The organism is Sorangium sp. KYC3313 (assembly GCF_052075895.1).
GTDB lineage: Bacteria > Myxococcota_A > Polyangia > Polyangiales > Polyangiaceae > Sorangium > Sorangium cellulosum_B.
Genome location: NZ_CP197255.1, coordinates 5329681 through 5346339 on the forward strand (window position 1 = coordinate 5329681; position 16659 = coordinate 5346339).

General features: G+C 70.9%; 8 protein-coding genes. 4 read left to right on the plus strand and 4 right to left on the minus strand.

All coding sequences use genetic code 11. The features are described from left to right. Positions 1 to 375 precede the first annotated feature (375 nt). Entirely contained in the window at positions 376 to 1938 is a 1563-nt protein-coding gene (locus tag ACSRUE_RS20965) for a hypothetical protein (protein ID WP_441292530.1), read from the plus strand. Between the two features lie 33 nt (positions 1939 to 1971). Here ACSRUE_RS20965 and ACSRUE_RS20970 read toward each other — a convergent pair whose 3' ends face one another. Then, complete coding sequence (locus ACSRUE_RS20970; RefSeq protein ID WP_441292531.1) at positions 1972 to 2493, minus strand: hypothetical protein; 522 nt, start codon at positions 2491 to 2493, stop codon at positions 1972 to 1974. 472 nt (positions 2494 to 2965) lie between these two features. Between ACSRUE_RS20970 and ACSRUE_RS20975 the strand changes: the two genes are divergently transcribed. Both ACSRUE_RS20975 and ACSRUE_RS20980 read left to right on the plus strand, forming a co-directional pair. After that, positions 2966 to 7819, plus strand: a complete 4854-nt coding sequence (locus ACSRUE_RS20975; protein ID WP_441292532.1) for a hypothetical protein — start codon at positions 2966 to 2968, stop codon at positions 7817 to 7819. Positions 7820 to 8267: 448 nt separating this feature from the next. After that, positions 8268 to 9422 (plus strand): protein kinase domain-containing protein, encoded by a 1155-nt coding sequence (locus tag ACSRUE_RS20980; RefSeq protein WP_441292533.1) that lies wholly within the window; start codon positions 8268 to 8270, stop codon positions 9420 to 9422. 150 nt (positions 9423 to 9572) lie between these two features. On the opposite strand, the gene ACSRUE_RS20985 is transcribed toward ACSRUE_RS20980, so the two are convergent. After that, positions 9573 to 10790, minus strand: a complete 1218-nt coding sequence (locus tag ACSRUE_RS20985) for a glycosyltransferase (RefSeq protein WP_441292534.1) — start codon at positions 10788 to 10790, stop codon at positions 9573 to 9575. An 832-nt stretch (positions 10791 to 11622) separates the two neighbouring features. Next, complete coding sequence (locus ACSRUE_RS20990) at positions 11623 to 13788, minus strand: collagen-like protein (protein WP_441292535.1); 2166 nt, start codon at positions 13786 to 13788, stop codon at positions 11623 to 11625. A gap of 1055 nt (positions 13789 to 14843) precedes the next feature. Between ACSRUE_RS20990 and ACSRUE_RS20995 the strand changes: the two genes are divergently transcribed. Then, complete coding sequence (locus ACSRUE_RS20995; RefSeq protein WP_441292536.1) at positions 14844 to 15374, plus strand: GNAT family N-acetyltransferase; 531 nt, start codon at positions 14844 to 14846, stop codon at positions 15372 to 15374. A gap of 537 nt (positions 15375 to 15911) precedes the next feature. Here ACSRUE_RS20995 and ACSRUE_RS21000 read toward each other — a convergent pair. Then, positions 15912 to 16646 (minus strand): DUF7873 family protein, encoded by a 735-nt coding sequence (locus ACSRUE_RS21000; protein ID WP_437765973.1) that lies wholly within the window; start codon positions 16644 to 16646, stop codon positions 15912 to 15914. Positions 16647 to 16659 lie beyond the last annotated feature (13 nt).

The following is a 16659-nucleotide window of genomic DNA, read 5'->3' on the forward strand; positions in this document are numbered from 1 at the left end:
ATCGTGGTGATCTGTCTGAGGATGATTTCTCTGGCTCCTCGGGTGAGTTGGTGGTTCGCCTGACGACGCATCCGGCGAGAGCGCGTCTCGCCGGCTGAAGGCGGCTCATTGTGGCCATCGCCGGCCGGCGTCCGTGCTAGGGAGTCCTCCTCCAGCGACTCACCCTGCTGAGTCTGCATGGCAGGTGTCCTTGTTACTCGATGAGGGTCGAGGCTTCGTGATCCGCCGTCCCGAGCCGCGCTTTCGCGCGCGCTGGGGAAACCGGTATCCGCTTTGCATCACGCCGTAGTGCCTGGTGCGCGGCGCGCTTCGCCGTCGCGCGGAGCGGGCGCAGGCCGCCGCGACACCGCGTCTAGGTCTCCAAGTGGAGGTATCATGTCTCGTCTTCGTGTCTCCTCCGTGCTCCCCGTCGTGATCGCGATCGCGGCGTCGGGCGCCGGTTTCGCGGCCGGCTGCAGCGCCGAGGGCAAGCGGCTCACGTTCGATCCGACGACGGGCGGCGGCGCGCACGCCGACGAGGCGGGCAGCGCCGCCGGGGCGGGCGGCGCCGGCGCGGCGACCGCCCAGCCCGGCGGCTCGGAAGGTTACGGCGGCTTCCTTGGCGACCCCGGCGAAGGGACGCACGAGGGCTTGCCGGTGACGGTCAACCCGTGCGGGAGCGCCTGCGGTCCGACGGAGCTGTGCGGCGTGGATGAGCTCGGCGTGGATCACGCCGGGCTGGATGACGACTGCAACGGGATGATCGACGAGAATTGCGGGTGCATCGCCGGGCAGGCGCACTCCTGCTTTCGCGGCGATCCGTCGTTCCGGCGCAGCCCGGGGTGCTTCCCCGGGACCCAGATCTGCGACGAGACGGGCACGTGGGGCCCCTGCGTCGGCGGCGTGCACGCGGACCAGGACTGCCACCGGAACGACGTGGCGGGCTGCCACCCGCTCCAGGCGGCGCCGTTCGCCACCGTCGATCTGAAGGAGGGCACCGGCTCGTTCAGCGAGGACGCGCGTCCGGGCTCCGAGGTGTGGACGGTGACGTGCCCGCCGGGCGTGAGCCCGTGCCCCGCGGTGGGCGGGCAGGGGCCGGCGGACGATTTCAAGCCGCTCCAGTCGGGCGAGTACACGGTCACGTACACGAAGAGCCTGGCGAGCGGAGAGACCGCGACCTGCGTTTACCCGCTGTTCGTCGGCGCCCGCGGCCTCCGCGTCGAGCTCGAGTGGGAGCACGAGCCGGCCAGCGTGGACATGGACCTCTACCTCCACAAGCCGGACAGCATGCAGCCCTGGACGGTCGGCGGCTCCAGCGCCGTGTGTGGCTACGGAAATTGTACGCTCGACAGCCTCTCTGGCGGCTCGGCCATCACGTGGTTCAGCGACACGGCGACGCCCCCCGAGCCGGTGAACTGGTACCTGGATCCGGAGGAGACCAACAACAGCTGCTTCTACGCGCCTCGCGGGGTGGGGGACGACTGGCGCGACCACGGCCGGGGGTGCCATAGCCCGCGGCTCGATCTCGACAACATCTCCTGCGCCCACCGCACCACGGACCCGGACGACCCGACCTTCTGCGCGCCCGAGAACATCAACGTCGATTTCCCGCCCAAGGCCAGCTGGATGCGCATCGCCGTGCACTACTTCGGCGGCAGCGTGTCGTTCGACGTGCACCCGCGGATCAAGATCTACTGCAACGGCGAGCTCGGGGCCGACCTCGGGCCCACCGGTTTCTACGACCCCGAGGTGCCCGTCGCCTTCGTTCCGGAGGACTCAGGCGACAGGTTCTGGCTCGTCGCCGACGTGATCTTCCCCGAAGCGGGGGAGTGCGGAGGCGATACGTGCGTCGTCAGGCCGCTCTACCGGGACGAGACCGTGAAGACGCCGTACCTCTCGACGGTCCGCGACGTCCGCAACGACTTCGGTCCGGCCTACCCCAGCCTGCCGAGCCCCTGACGGCGCGGCGCTGGCCGGCGGCGGGCGCGCCCCTCACGCCTCGACGCCGGCCCGCCGGAGGAAGGCGAGCGCGGGGCCGAGCGCGTAGGCGGGCGCCTTGCCCAGGCGCAGCTGCTCCCCGGTCGACAGGTGGAGGAGCAGCCAGCGCGGCGCGAGGCCCGGCTCGTCGACGTCCGCGTCCGAGGCGGGCGGGGTCGAGACGCCGACGATCGCCTGGATCGGCAGGATCCGCCGGAAGCCACGGCCGTCCTGGATGAGCTCGTCCCGCTCGAAGTCGAGGCGGAACAGCCCGTGGAGCCGGCGGCGCCGGCGGACGGCGAGCAGCGCGGCGGCGGCTCCGGCGGTCCACATCCCCGCGATGAAGAGGATGGGAAAGGGGGCCGCGCGCGCCGCCACGATGCCCGCCACGACGAGCGAGGCGACGAGCGCGAACGCGGCGACGCGACGGACGGCGAGGTCGAGGCCGTCGCCACGGCACTCGCAGACGAGCACGGCGGGGCCTTGCGCCAGGATGGTGCCGTCGGTGTTCGAGAGCAGGACGTCTCCGTCAGGCACGGTGTTCCTCCCGATCGGGTGAGGTGGTCGAATACCGCAGCCTCGCGAGCGAGGCGAGGGGGCGGCGGGAGAGAAGCGCGCGCCGAGCCTCCGGGGCCCACGGCGGACGACTGGAACAGCCGAGCCGCTGGCCGCTTGGAACAGGCCATTTCCGTCCCAGCCCGGAGAGGCTCGGCGAACGGGGGCAGCGGCCGTCAATCGGCCGTCAATCGCCTAACGCCCGGCGGTGCAGCGCGGCCGCGCGGTGAGCGGGGCGCGAGGCGGAAAAGGCATTGAATGCCCGTGGATTGGCCAGGAATGGCGAGGGTGTGGCGCGCGTGGTACGTGGTATGCCGCGGTGCCGGCGAGGGCGAGCAGGCGCGCCCCTCGCGCGACCGGGGCGGTCGTCGCGGCGACTCGGGCCGAGGTTCTCATGGGGGCATGCGCGCTCGGGACCGAGCTGCCAGAGGAGGACTCTGCGATGAGGTGGATTGTGAGACAGGCATTGCTCGCGGCAGCGGTGTGCTCGATCGCGGGCTGCGCCGAGGAGCGGCCGGCCATCAGCCAGGTTCAGGCGAACGCGCTGGCCAAATCGTTCTTCGTCGGCGCCGATCTGCAGAGCAGGGAGGACGATCCCGAGTTCTGGGCGCGGACCACGGTGGTCGACGTGGGCTACGGCGCCTCGCAGGACGGGCTCTTCTCCTCCTCGTACGCTCAGGCCGACGTCGCGCGCATCAAGTGGATCATCCAGGAAGACCTCCTGCTCGGGCGCCTCACCTACGAGCGCGTGAACGACAGCGACGGCAAGGGCGCCGGCGCCGCCACGGACGATGGCGTCGTGGTCGTCGCCTACAAGATCCTCTCGCACTTCGACGTCCAGCGCGATTACAACCGGGCGACGGGCGAAGAGAGCAACGTCGTCGTCGAAAACACGACCGATCGTCCGTGGTATGAGCGCGAGTACATGCGGGTCGACTGGTCGAAGAACCTGAACGTCGACTCCTACGACTTCGACACGCTGTCGCTCATCGGCGTCTACGGCGGCGTGCAGTACGAGCCGCTCTCCTACTACGTCAGCGACCCGAGCCACCCCGACGCGCCCCATTTCGAGCCCGAGGAGGGGTATTTCGACGTCACCAACAAGGCCTTCGCGGTGCCTCAGCTCGTCGATCTCAGCCACCTCGGCTGGGGCATCGACAGCTTCCCGGCCTGCATGCTCGACACGGACTTCGCGGGCGGCACCGCGCCGGTCGGATCGTGCAACCCCGTCGAGATCACCCTCCGGCAGTCATTCCGGCGCGTCGTCGATCGGGACTACGAGCCGGCCGAGTGGGACGGCTACCGGTTCCGGGCGTTCGGCGCCTTCGTGCGAGAGCGCTTCGGCTACGCCCGCAACTACGGCATGAGCGACGCCAAGTGGCACCGCCTGATCTCCCGTTACAACATCTGGGAACGCAGCCACTACTACGACGATCCGGAGCGCATGACGGGCGAGATCCCGTGCTTCACGCCCGAGACCACCCCCGCCGGCGCAGATCCGCACCGCGACCAGGACCGGAACGGGACCGAGGACGAGTGCGAGGCCGTCACCGGGGCGTTGATGGCCCGGGATGGAGGGATGGAGGCGGTGGGGCCCGGCTCGCGGTGCGATACCTTCAAGCAACGGTGCACCCTGCCCTACCAGCGGCGCGAGGCCGTGCCGCAGGCGTGGTACGTGACCTCGGACAGCAACCCCGACTATTTCGTCGCCACGGACATGGCGGCCCACGAGTGGGACGTCGCCCTGCGCAGCGCCGTCGTCACCGCCAAGTACGCCGAGTGCGTCCGCACGCAAGGGGACGCGGCGCGCTGCGGCGAGGCGTTCCCTGTCTACGACGGGCAGATGGACGATGACGCCGACGCCATCGCGCTCTCGCGCGAGGTCGACGCGTGCCGGCGCGGCGCGGCGCGCGACGGGCAGCCCTGCGAGGCCCTCGCCGACGAGATCGGCGCGCGGCGCGGGACCTCGAGGGGCGTCATCGCGCTCGCGAAGATGCCCGAGATGATCGTGCTCTGTCACAGCCCCGTCGAGGCGGCCGACCCCGAGGCGTGCGGCGGTCCGCGGCTCCCGGCGGGCGTGACCGCCCGGATGTGCAGCGACGAGCGCCGCAAGCAAGCAGGGCGGGACCCGGCGCTGATGAAGGCGTGCCGCGAGGCGCTGAACGCGCGGATCGGCGACCTGCGCTATCACCAGATCAACAACTTCGAGGCGCCGCAATCGCCCTCCGCCTGGGGCATCTACAGCGACTCGGAGGACCCGCTCACCGGCGAGAAGGTCGCGGCGAGCATCAATGTCTGGACGCACGTCAGCGACATCTGGAGCCAGGGCGTCGTGGACACGGCCCGCTACATCAAGGGAGAGCTCAAGACCGAAGACGTGACCGACGGCGATTACGTCCGGGACTGGGCGCAGGCGAGCGAGGGCGCCTCGAGGGGCGGCGCGCTGCCGCGGCTGACGCGGGAGGAGCTGGCGCGGCGGATCGCCCGGTCCGCCGGGGTGGACGAGGCGGCCGTCTCCGAGGGCACCGGCCAGATGGCGCAGAACCCAGCGCTGCGCGAGAGCCTCCGGCGGCTCTCGAAGGAGGTGCGCGGCATCGCGGCCGACGCCACGGCGCCCGACAGCATGCGCGGCGTCTACGAGGCGCGCCGCAGGGCCGCGGCGGGCTCGGAGCTCGAGGCCGAGCTCACGACGAAGGCGATCCAGCAGCTCACCGGCGTCGAGGGGCTGCCGCTCACGGACGAGGTGATGCGCCTCGCGTCGCCGCTCCGAGGGGCGAACCCGAGCGTGCGGCGCGAGCTCGCGAACCTGAAGGAGATCGCGCTCGCCGAGCGCGGCGCGTGCGTGATGCACGAGGCGCCGGCGCCGCTCGCGACCGCCGACCTGGCGGACCTCCTCGAGGAGAAATTCGCGAGCAAGCACGGGCGGTTCGGCGAGGGGGACGCCGCGCAGAAGGCCCGGCGCGCCGAGGCGATGCGGCGCTACCTCGCGCAGCGGGCGCACACCTCGGTGATCCTCCACGAGATGGGCCACTCCGTCGGGCTGCGGCACAATTTCGTGAGCTCCTCCGACGCCTGGGGCTACCGGCCGCAGTACTGGCAGCTCCGCACGAGCAATGGACGGGTGAAGACGCGGTGCGAGACGCTCTCGGAGGACGGCGAGGCCTGCGTCGGGCCGAGGTATTACGACCCCGTCACCGAGAACGAGCGGAAGAACCTGATCTGGATGTTCATGCAGTCGTCGACGATGGATTATGCCGGCGAGCCCACGCAGGACCTCATCGGGCTCGGCGCCTACGATTTCGCCGCGGCCCGCCTGTTCTACGGCGATGCGGTCGCCGTGCACGCCGACCCGAGCTACAAGGCGACCACCCCGCGCGGCAAGGGCGTGCTCGCGAAGATCGACGATTTCGGCGGCATCCTCGGCATCCAGCCCGAGTACGACGACGAGGACATCCATTACTCCGAGCTGCAGAGCAAGTACGAGCTGATCGCGCCGCGCAGCTGCGTCGAGGTCGACCCGAGCGCGTACGTGCCCTCGGACTGGGACGAGGAGCTGGACGGCGTCTGGCACCCCTTGCTCGACGGCCAGCTCGTGTCGATCGGCGGCAAGACCACGCGGTGCCGGCAGCAGAAGGTCGATTATGTCCCCTGGCGCGCGCTGGAGACGCCGAAGGACGTGAAGGGACCGTCGGTGGACCCGGCGGGGCGGACCCGCCTGCCGTACGGCTTCGCGACCGACCGGTGGGCCGACCTCGGCAACCTGAGCGTGTACCGGCACGACAACGGCGCGGACGCCTACGAGCTCTTCAATTTCTTCGTCACGCAGCAGGAGGTGAACCACATCTTCGACAACTACCGCCGCGGCCGGCAGGCCTTCAGCGTGCGCGCGGCGTCGGAGCGGACCCTGAACCGCTACAACGCGAAGATGCGCGACGGCGCGAAGGGCCTCGGGCTCATCATGAACATCTACCGCGAGTTCGCGCTGGACCGCGGCTACGATTTCGACACGTTCTGGGTCCAGGCCGCGAACAGCCTCTTCAAGGAGAACACCCTCGCGGCCGGGATCGCGTTCGATCACTTCTCGCTCCAGATGGCGCGCCCGCAGCCGGGGGAGCACTTCCTGCCGGACGGGGACAACGTCCTCCGGTCATCGAGCGACGTGTTCGGCGATCCCGGGGAACCGCTGGTGGTCGTCCCGAACGGCGCGACAGGCTATTTCGGTGACATCGCCGTCGGGGGCAAGCCGCTCGAGAACGCGCTCGCGGCGGACAAGGGCGAGTACGACTCGTCGTACACGATGAACGCCGGGGCCTATTACGACAAGGCGTGGGTGTCGATGCTGATGACCGAGTCGGTCGACAACTTCATCAGCGACTCGCGGCACGACTTCCTCGACGCGCGCTACCGGGCGGTCTCGCTCGCCGACGTCTTCCCGGAAGGGTACCGCCGCTGGCTCGCCAACAACCTCACGGGCGACGACGCCCTCAAGGGCGTGCGCGTCGAGGCGGACCAGCGCGGCCGGCCGGTCCGGGACGCGAGCGGGTATCCGGCCGGCGCGCTCGGCTGGACCTCGTGGTGGGCCGAGAGCGGGCCGGAGAGCTGCTTCCCCGCGGCCGGGAGCATCGTCTGCAGCTCCTATGGCGCGCCCGACAGCGCGCCGTGGAACCCGCGGGCCCCGGCCAAGGTCGCCATCCTCGATCCGCAGATCGGATGGGAGCAGCAGAAGTTCCTCATCGCGTGGACCCTGCTCTACCTGCCCGAGAACCAGAAGCAGAAGTGGCTGGACATGATGCACGTCTGGGAGGCCGGGGCAGACACCGATCCCGGCTTCCCGGACCGGATCGAGCTCCACCACCCGTCCGGGAAGGTGTTCGTGGCGAAGGCCTACGGGACCGAGACCGTCTTTGGCAAGGTCGTGCAGAAGGGCATCGGCGCGCGCGTCCTGGAGTACGGCAATGAGCTCCTGGCGAAGGCGTATGTCACCGAGCCGGGGCCCGACCTCGACGGCGACGGCAAGGCGGACTGGCACAAGGTGAAGCCGAACCCGGAGACCGGGCAGCCGATCGTGCGGTGGGATCCGACGATCGCCGCCATCGCGGACGACGGCGAGGTCCTGCGGGAAGGCGTGGACGGCTGCAAGGCGGACGCCGACGCGGACGACGACGATTTCAGCGATTTCTACGAGTGCACGTGCTCCTCGAACCGCGCTTGCGGCGCGCTCGAGAGCTACCTGTCGGTGCCCGCCTTCATCCGGCAAGCGCTGGCGGCGTTCAAGCTGGGCGATCCGACGATGAAGGGCCTCCACTGAGCCCACGCCCCCGCGCGCGGGCCCCCTGTTCGCCGGTCTTCTTGGCGCCCCTGTCGGCTTGGCGGTTCGCTTCCCCGGCCGACTTCCCGCAGTGGAGCCAGCGACGCCACGAGGGTCGGGGCATCTTGCCGCATGGGGCGATTCGCCCCACGTGGTCGCGCGTTCACCGCGGCGCTCCAGGTGCGCCGGCGTGGCTCGGGTTTTGCTGAACTTTTCCATGAAATGACGTGCTGCTGGATACCGCCCGCCCCATGCGGCTCCTGTGTCGGTGACGCAGGACCGCCGGGCGGGTCGCGGTGTCGACGAGCTGCAACCCGGGCCTGCCGTCGTGGCGCGCGGATTCGATCGTAGCGCCGCCGCCGGGACACGGGAAACGCAGAGCAGAGTGGCTCTCCTGCGCCGCGAGCGCCGGGAGAGCCGCTGGCTCGAGGTACGGAGAGGACCAGCGATGGAGTTCGAGAATGTCACGCACGCCCGGAGCGCGCAGGCGCGGGTGGGAACGTCGCTCAACGGCGTGTGGCGGCTGGACGCGCTGATCGGCCTCGGCGGGACGGCGGCCGTCTATGCCGCGACGCACCGGAGGGGCCAGCGGGTCGCGATCAAGCTGCTGCACCCCGAGCGGGCGAGCGATCGGGGCGATCGCGCGCGGTTCCTCCGCGAGAAGGCCATCGCGCAGACCCTCGATCACCCGGGGGTCGCCGCGGTGATCGCGGACGACGTGACCCAGGATGGAGCGCCGTTCCTCGTGATGGAGCTCCTCGAGGGGGAGAGCCTCCTCCAGCGCTGGAAGGCGCAGAGGGGCCCGCTCCCGCCGGCCGAGGTCCTCTCCGTGAGCGAGCAGATCCTGGAGGTGATCGAGGCCGCGCACGCGAGGGGCGTCGTTCACCGGGATCTGAAGCCTGACAACATCTTCCTCACGCGAGAGCGCGGGGTGAAGATCCTCGATTTCGGCATCGCGCGCCTGCGGGCCCCCTCGGGGCAAACCTCCCTCGTGGGGCTCCGCGCGATGGGCACGCCGGCGTACATGCCGCCCGAGCAGGCCCGCGCGCGCTGGGATCTCGTCGATGCGCGGACGGACCTCTGGGCGCTGGGCGCGACGATGTTCTCGCTGCTGACGGACCGATACGTCCAGGAGGCGCCGACCGTCAACGAGCTCTTCTTCCTGAGGATGACCTGCCCGATTCCGTCGCTCGCGCGGATCGCGCCGTCGATGCTTCCGGCCGTGGTGCGGGTGGTGGACCGCGCGCTCGAGTTCGCGCAGGCGGATCGCTGGCCGGATGCGCGCTCGATGCTCGCCGCTGTGCGCGAGGCGCACGCCGCGCTCGCGCTCGCGCCGCCCCGTAGCACGCTGGTGCCGCCGCCCCGTAGCACGCTGGTGCCGCCGCCCCGTAGCACGCTGGTGCCGCCGCCCCGTAGCACGCTGGTGCCGCCGCCCCGTAGCACGCTCGCGCCGGCGGCGGGCCTGCGCGACCTCGGCGCGCTGGACGAGCGGCCGCCTTCGGGTCGTCCCCAGGCGCGGCTTTCCCGGGCGGCGGCGCTCTCGTCGCCGCCGTCGCTCGCGACGAACGCGCGCGCGCGCTCGACGATCCCTCGCGTGCCGTGAAGCGCGCCGGAGGCAGCGACGGCCTGCCCCCGGCGGCGGGCGACGCGCTTGCCGCGTCGTTTGCGTTTCGCCCCGGGTGTGTGGATCGTGGGGCGAGCCTGCGAGCGGCTCGCCGGGTGATGCGGGCGAGCCTGCGAGCGGCTCGCCGGGTTATGCGTTCAGGCCCGCGAGCAGCTCGCTCGGCCGAAGCACGCCTCGCCGCTCCGACTCGCGCCGGGCGAGGAGGGTCTCGTAGATATCCATGTAGCTCGCCATCATGCGTTCGGCCGAGTAGCGCCGCAGCGCGAGCTTCCTTCCGCGCTTGCCCATCGCCGCGGACAGCATGGGATCCCCCTTGAGCGCGGCGAGCTTGGCGGCGAGCGCGCCCTCGTCGTCCGACGGCACGAGGAAGCCCGTCTCCCCGTCGGCGATCAGGGCAGGGATGCCGCCCACGGCGGTCGAGACCACCGGCAACCCCGTCGCCATGGCCTCCACCATGGAGAGCGGCAGGCCCTCGGACTTCGACGACAGGACGAAGACGTCGCTCGCGGCGAGCAGCCCGGGCACGTCGTGCCGTTCGCCTGCGAAGACGACGCGGTCGCTGATGCCGAGCTCTTCGGCGAGGGCGCGCAGCGAGGCGGCTTCCGGCCCGTCTCCGACCAGGAGGAGGCGCGCGCTGTCCGAGTCGCCCGACAGGATCCCGGCGGCCGCACGGAGCAGGAGCGCGTGGTTCTTGACCTGCGACAGGCGGCCGACCGCCCCGGCGACCCACGCGTCCCGGGGGATCCCGAGCTCGGCCCGGATGCGGTGCCGGGCCGCGGCGTCCGGCCTGAAGCGGGAGAGGTCGATTCCGTTCAAGATCACATGAAGCTTCGAGCTCGGCACCTCTTTGTGCTTCAGCATGAAGTCGGCCGTGGACTGCGACACGGCCACGTGCGCGTCGGCGAGCCTGGCGGCCATGTGCCGCAGCCACGCCCTGCGCCCCTGATCGAACATGGCGCCGTGCAGCGTGTGGCACACAGGCACACGGTGCAGCCGGCCAGCGGCCGTGGCGTAGATGAGCGGCAGCTGATTGTGCGAGTGCACGATCGAGACACCGTGCTTGGCGAAGAACGCCGCGAGCTTCCCGGGGAGCTTGAGGTCGAAGCCGGAGCGCTTCGGCATCATGTGCACCGCGACGTCGCGCTCCCGGAGCTGCGCCGCGCGCGGCCCGTCGGGGTTCGTCTCGATGCCCACGACCATCACCTCATGCCCCGCGGCGCGCTGCAGCCCGGCCAGATCCACCACGACCTGCTCGGCGCCGCCCACCTGGAAGGAGTTCAGTACGTGTGCGATCACGAGACGGTTGTGGCGTGCTCCGGTCATCGTCGCATGCTCGGTGGTCTTCATATCGTAATCTATGCTCATGGTTCCCCTCTGGGGTGCGCTTCGGGCACATGTGGTCCGACCTGAGAGAAACCCCTCCTTCGTGTCCGCGTCCCCGGGGGGGCAAATTACCACAGCATCTACGAAGCGAGGAGATTTCTCTGTGTGTCTCCTCGATATGCCGGGTACCGCTGGATTGACGTGAGGGGATGTCTTCATCGGCCCGTCCGCTGACTACGTGGAATCGCGCCTGTGGCAGATGGCAACAGCTGTGACAAAGAGCGTCGCGGCTTCACGTGCGTGCCAGGGCGGCTCTCCCTGATCCAGGACAGCAGCGATGCCACGCCGACATTCCGGCAGAAATGCCGGAAAACGCGCATTTTTTTCGGAACGTGGAAGAGTCCGATGTTCACGCAGGCCACGGGCGAGGAATTCATGCGAAAAGCGTGCAAGCCGCCTCACGCATGCCGGCGGGGCATCAGCACCCCCGATGCCGCGATGCGGATGGATGTGATCTTCTGTGGGTGAGTGTGCTGGCGATGGTGTCCCTGGTGAACGCGGGCCGCTGATCCGGCGGTGTAAGGGGTTCAGGGGAGGGCTGCGACTGGGCCCGGCGGCGTCGCGGGTCGTGCTCCGGGGGGGAGCACGGGCGGACCGCGGTGGTCTGTGCAGGCGGGGCGACAGGTGGGGGGCTGTGCGGCGATGGCACGGTGTGCCGCGGTGCGGCGTGTGGGGAGCACCGTGAGGTGCGGAGCCAGCTGTCCCCCGCCCTCGCGGTCACGGTGGACGGGCGGGGGACAGCTGCTCGAGAGATGGGCTCGTGCTCATGCGAGCATGGCCCGCCGGTCTTTCGGGATCAGCGCTCGGACAGCTCGGCGCACACGGCGAAGGTGGTCAGCGACACCGTCTGCGCCTTCTTGCCGAAGCCGCTCTCGAAGACGGCGGTCGATGTCCAGCCCGCGCGGCCTTCGGTGGGGTCGAACGGCGAGTTCTCGACCACCCTGCTCGTCGCCTGGGCGCCGCCGGAGATCGAGAATCCGCCGCTGATCACGACCTCACCCGCGTTGCAGAGCGCCTTGACGTTGACGAACGCGCTCGTGGGCGACGCCTCGCGCGTCACGGAGACCACGTGGATCTTCACGAGTCCAGGCGCTCCGGTCGGCCCCTGGGGGCCACGGTCGCCCCTGGGTCCAGCGGGGCCCTGAAGACCGCGCGCGCCGTCGATGCCCTTGAGGCCCTGGAGACCGACGATCCCCGCGGGGCCCGCGGGGCCGCGCTCGCCGCGCTCGCCCTTGGGCCCGGCCGGCCCCTGGGGACCCGCCTCGCCCTTGGGTCCAGCGGGGCCCTGCGGGCCGCGCGCGCCGTCGGCGCCCTTGAGGCCGTGAGAGCCGTCGACGCCCTTGAGGCCCTGGAGGCCCTGGAGGCCCTGAGGACCGACGAGCCCTGCGGGGCCGCGCTCGCCGCGCTCGCCCTTGGGCCCGGCCGGCCCCTGGGGACCCGCCTCGCCCTTGGGTCCAGCGGGGCCCTGCGGGCCGCGCGCGCCGTCAGCGCCCTTGAGGCCGTGAGTGCCGTCAACGCCCTTGAGGCCCTGGAGGCCCTGGAGGCCCTGGAGGCCCTGAGGACCGACGAGCCCTGCGGGGCCGCGCTCGCCGCGCTCGCCCTTGGGCCCGGCCGGCCCCTGGGGACCCGCCTCGCCCTTGGGTCCAGCGGGGCCCTGCGGGCCGCGCGCGCCGTCAGCGCCCTTGAGGCCGTGAGAGCCGTCGACGCCCTTGAGGCCCTGGAGGCCCTGGAGGCCCTGAGGACCGACGAGCCCTGCGGGGCCGCGCTCGCCCTTGGGCCCGGCCGGCCCCTGGGGACCCGCCTCGCCCTTGGGTCCAGCGGGGCCCTGCGGGCCGCGCGCGCCGTCAGCGCCCTTGAGGCCGTGAGCGCCGTCGGCGCCCTTGAGGCCCTGGAGGCCCTGAGGACCGACATGCCCTGCGATGCCCTGGGGGCCGGGCTCGCCACGCTCGCCCTTGGGCCCCGCCGGCCCCTGCGGACCGCGCGCGCCGTCAGCGCCCTTGAGGCCCTGAGGACCCATCTCGCCCTTGGGCCCTACCGGCCCCTGCGGGCCGCGCGCGCCGTCAGCGCCCTTGAGGCCCTGAGGACCCATCTCGCCCTTGGGCCCTACCGGCCCCTGAGGACCCATCTCGCCCTTGGGTCCTACCGACCCCTGCGGACCACGCGCGCCGTCAGCGCCCTTGAGGCCCTGAGGACCGATGAGCCCCACGGGTCCCTGAGGACCCATCTCGCCCTTGGGCCCCTGCGGACCACGCGCGCCATCGATGCCCTTGAGGCCCTGAGGACCGATGAGCCCCACGGGTCCCTGAGGACCCATCTCGCCCTTGGGCCCCTGCGGACCACGCGCGCCATCGATGCCCTTGAGGCCCTGAGGACCGATGAGCCCCACGGATCCCTGAGGACCCATCTCGCCCTTGGGCCCCGCCGGCCCCTGCGGACCACGCGCGCCATCGATGCCCTTGAGGCCCTGAGGACCGATGAGCCCCACGGATCCCTGAGGACCCATCTCGCCCTTGGGACCCATGGGCCCCGCGGGTCCCTGAGGACCCCGCGCGCCGTCGGCGCCCTTGAGGCCCTGGAGGCCCTGGGGACCCTGCGGACCCCGCGCGCCGTCGACGCCCTTGAAGCCCTGGAGGCCCTGGGGACCGATGAGCCCCGCGGTGCCTGCCGGCCCCTGCGCTCCGGGCTCGCCGCGCTCGCCCTTGGGCCCCTGAAGACCCTGAGGGCCGCGCTCGCCCTTGGGCCCCTGAAGACCCTGAGGGCCGCGCTCGCCCTGCGGCCCAGCGGGCCCCCGCTGCCCCATGGGCCCCTGGGGACCGCGCTCCCCCTTCTGATACTGCTGATACTGCTGTCCGACGAACCCCTTGTGCTTGCCGGGCATGTGGTGCCCGACCTCGTCGGACGCCCCGGCCTCCGCCTTGACGTCTCGAGAATCGCCGGCCCAGCTCGCGCCTGCGCTGGCCATCAATCCGGCAAACCCGGCGAGGATTCCAGCAGAAACCGCACTCGCTCGATACTTTCGCATGTGACTCCGCCTTTCTATCGATTCCGAGCTTCAACGCGCTCGATCCCGCAGACAGCCGCGTTCAGATGAGGTGGAGCCCAGCAGGCGAATGAATCGGGCGAAGGCCGACTCCGGGGCGGATCTCCGCCCGTGCCCCGCACCGACTTCTCGATGAGAGTCCCACCAATTGCCGGCACGAAAAGTCAGGGCGATTCGTCGATGCGGCACCCGACAGGCCACGCCACGGCGCGGGCGCGGCCAGGTGCAGCCAGCGCTCGAAGGCTCCAGTCGCCAACCCGCTGTGTCTGGAGCGATCCTAAGTTAATGGGGGCGGTTCACCAAGCCCCCGAGGAGGGGTTGACAGCCGCGACCCCTGTCGAGCAATCGGCGTTCATTCGCGCTCGCGCCGGGGGAGCGCCGCGCCCGCATGCGAAGCCGGCGTATTTGCAGGCATCGAGCGCTGAGCAGGGCGAACGCGTGGAAAGACAGCAGCTCGCGCATGGGAGCACGCAATGGCGCGAAGGGAGCACCAACGCGAGAATCAGGAGACGGCCGCGGACGGGACAGGAAATGGCGAACACGGCGCGCTGCGAGTCGGCGCTCGGCGCGCCTCCGGTGGGCCGGCGCGGCGAGCACGCGGCGCGCTCGTCAAGCCGCGGCAGCACGGCTTCGCTGGAACATCCGGTGCCGATTCAAAAGCGTCCGACATGGCCTCAGGAGCGCCCGACATGGCCTCAGGAGCGTCCGACATGGCCTCAGGAGCGTCCGACATGGCCTCAGGAGCGTCCGACATGGCCTCAGGAGCGCACGATACGCTGTCGAGCGCGATCCTCTCCAGCGACCGGACAGGCTCCACCGGCGGCCGGCGGCCACCGTGACGCGCCGACACGCGCCGCATCACCCGAGGGTGGCGCACGCACCTCGGCTCGCCGCCGGTGCGCGCCAGAACGATGCGCGCCGGCGCCCCGTGACGCGCGAACGCTGCGCCGCCGCGGCGGACCGGGTAGAATCGCCGGGTGCCCGGCCTCGACACCGACGACGACGCTCTCCTCCTGACGGAGCGCCTGCGCCTCCGCCCCCACCGGCGGTCGGACGTCCCGTTCATGATGGAGCTGAACTCGGATCCCGAAGTGGTCCGCTACACCGGCGATACCGCGTTCGCGTGCGAGGACGAAGCGCGCGCGGTCGTCGCGCGGCTCGCGCGCCAGTTCGAGGACTTCCGCATGGGCCGGTTCATCGTCTCGGACCGGAAGACGGGGGAAAAGCTAGGCTGGTGCGGCCTCAGGTGGCACGACGACCTCGGGGTCGCGGACCTCGGGTACCGCTTCTTCCGCGAGCACTGGGGCAGAGGCTACGCCACGGAGGCGGCCGCCGCGTGCATCCGGTACGCGGTCGAGGAGCTCCGGCTCTCACACCTCGTCGCGCACGCGATGCTCGAGAACGTCGCGTCGGTCAGGGTGCTGGAGAAGCTAGGATTCCGCCGGACGGGGCCGACCGTGTTCAAGGGGCTCGTGGCCGAAGAGTTCGAGCTCCTCTTGAAGGCCTGAGCCGCCGGCGCTCTCCCCCGACCCGAAGGCCCCTGAAATAGGTGAGACCCGGGACTGTGGCCTAGTCCCGGGCCTCGGTTTGCCGCCATCTGCGCACACCCACACGTTTAAGGTCGAAGGTCAGTCCTTACACCGCCGTGTTCTGCCATTGAACTACCGGCCATCATGGACCGCGCGCCGGGGCGGGAGCGCCCCGGCGCCGCGCGAGGAGAGGCGACGCCTCACCGCGGCGCGGGCTGGCCAGGCTGGAATTGAACCAGCATCCGACGATTCAAGCCTCCTCCCGTTCGATTGGGTGATCGGCGGCGAATGCTCGAGCCTGGAGTGAGAGCTTGAGACCATTGAACGGGCCGGCGCTGCCTCTTCCGAGCTGGGCTACCCCGCCGCGAGAGAAAATGAGGTGGCGGGGGCAGGATTCGAACCTGCGCTTGGGCGCCGAGCCCATCAAGCTGAGCTTGAGCTTCAACTTGCACTCCGCGGCCACGATATCGCTCCGGCGGCCTCGGCGCAAGCGCGGCCGGGGCAGGGCGGCGCGCGTCAGGCGCCGAACAGGAAACCGAGGACGGCGGCGCCGACCTTCTGCTCCTCGACCGTCTGGTTGTTCGCCTCCTCGCGGGCGAACTTGACCGCCTTTTGCAGCTTCTCCACGCGATCGAGCAGCTCGTTGATGCGCCGCGCCGGCAGCGCGCCCGAGAACTTGACCGTCTTCCAGTAACCGACGACCACGTCCTCGTGATAGACCTCCACCTGCGCCGGGTGTTTGTCCGTCGCCTCGGCCTTGACGTGGTTGCGCGGGATCTTCTTGGTCCGCGCCGTCTGGACCGGCTCCGTCGCCCAGGAGTCCGCGGAGGGATCGAACGTCCAGCTCTCCGACGCGTCGAGCACCGGCAGCTTCTTGATGAAGGTGTTCATGTCGACGAGCTGCTTCTCCAGGAAGAGCAGGTAAGTCACGGGCGCCCCCGTGAGGAGCACCTTGCCGTCGACGACCACGTCCGCGCGGGCCTTGCAGTTCGCATAGTCCTTGGTGGCCGTGACGTCGAAGAGCTCGCCCAGGATGTCGGCGGTGCTCCGGATGATGTCCTCGGCCTTCGCCTGCACCCTCGTCGCCTCGGGCGGGAGCTGCTCGCCCTCCTCGTCCTTCGACCGGTAGGTGCGCGAGATCCCGGAGAGCAACGCCGGCTTCTGCAGCGCGTGGTGCGCCTCGGTGAGGCGCTGGTGGGAGCGGGCCTTGACGCCCTTCTCGATGGCGATGATCTGGTTCAAGCGAGGCATGGCGGTCTCCTAG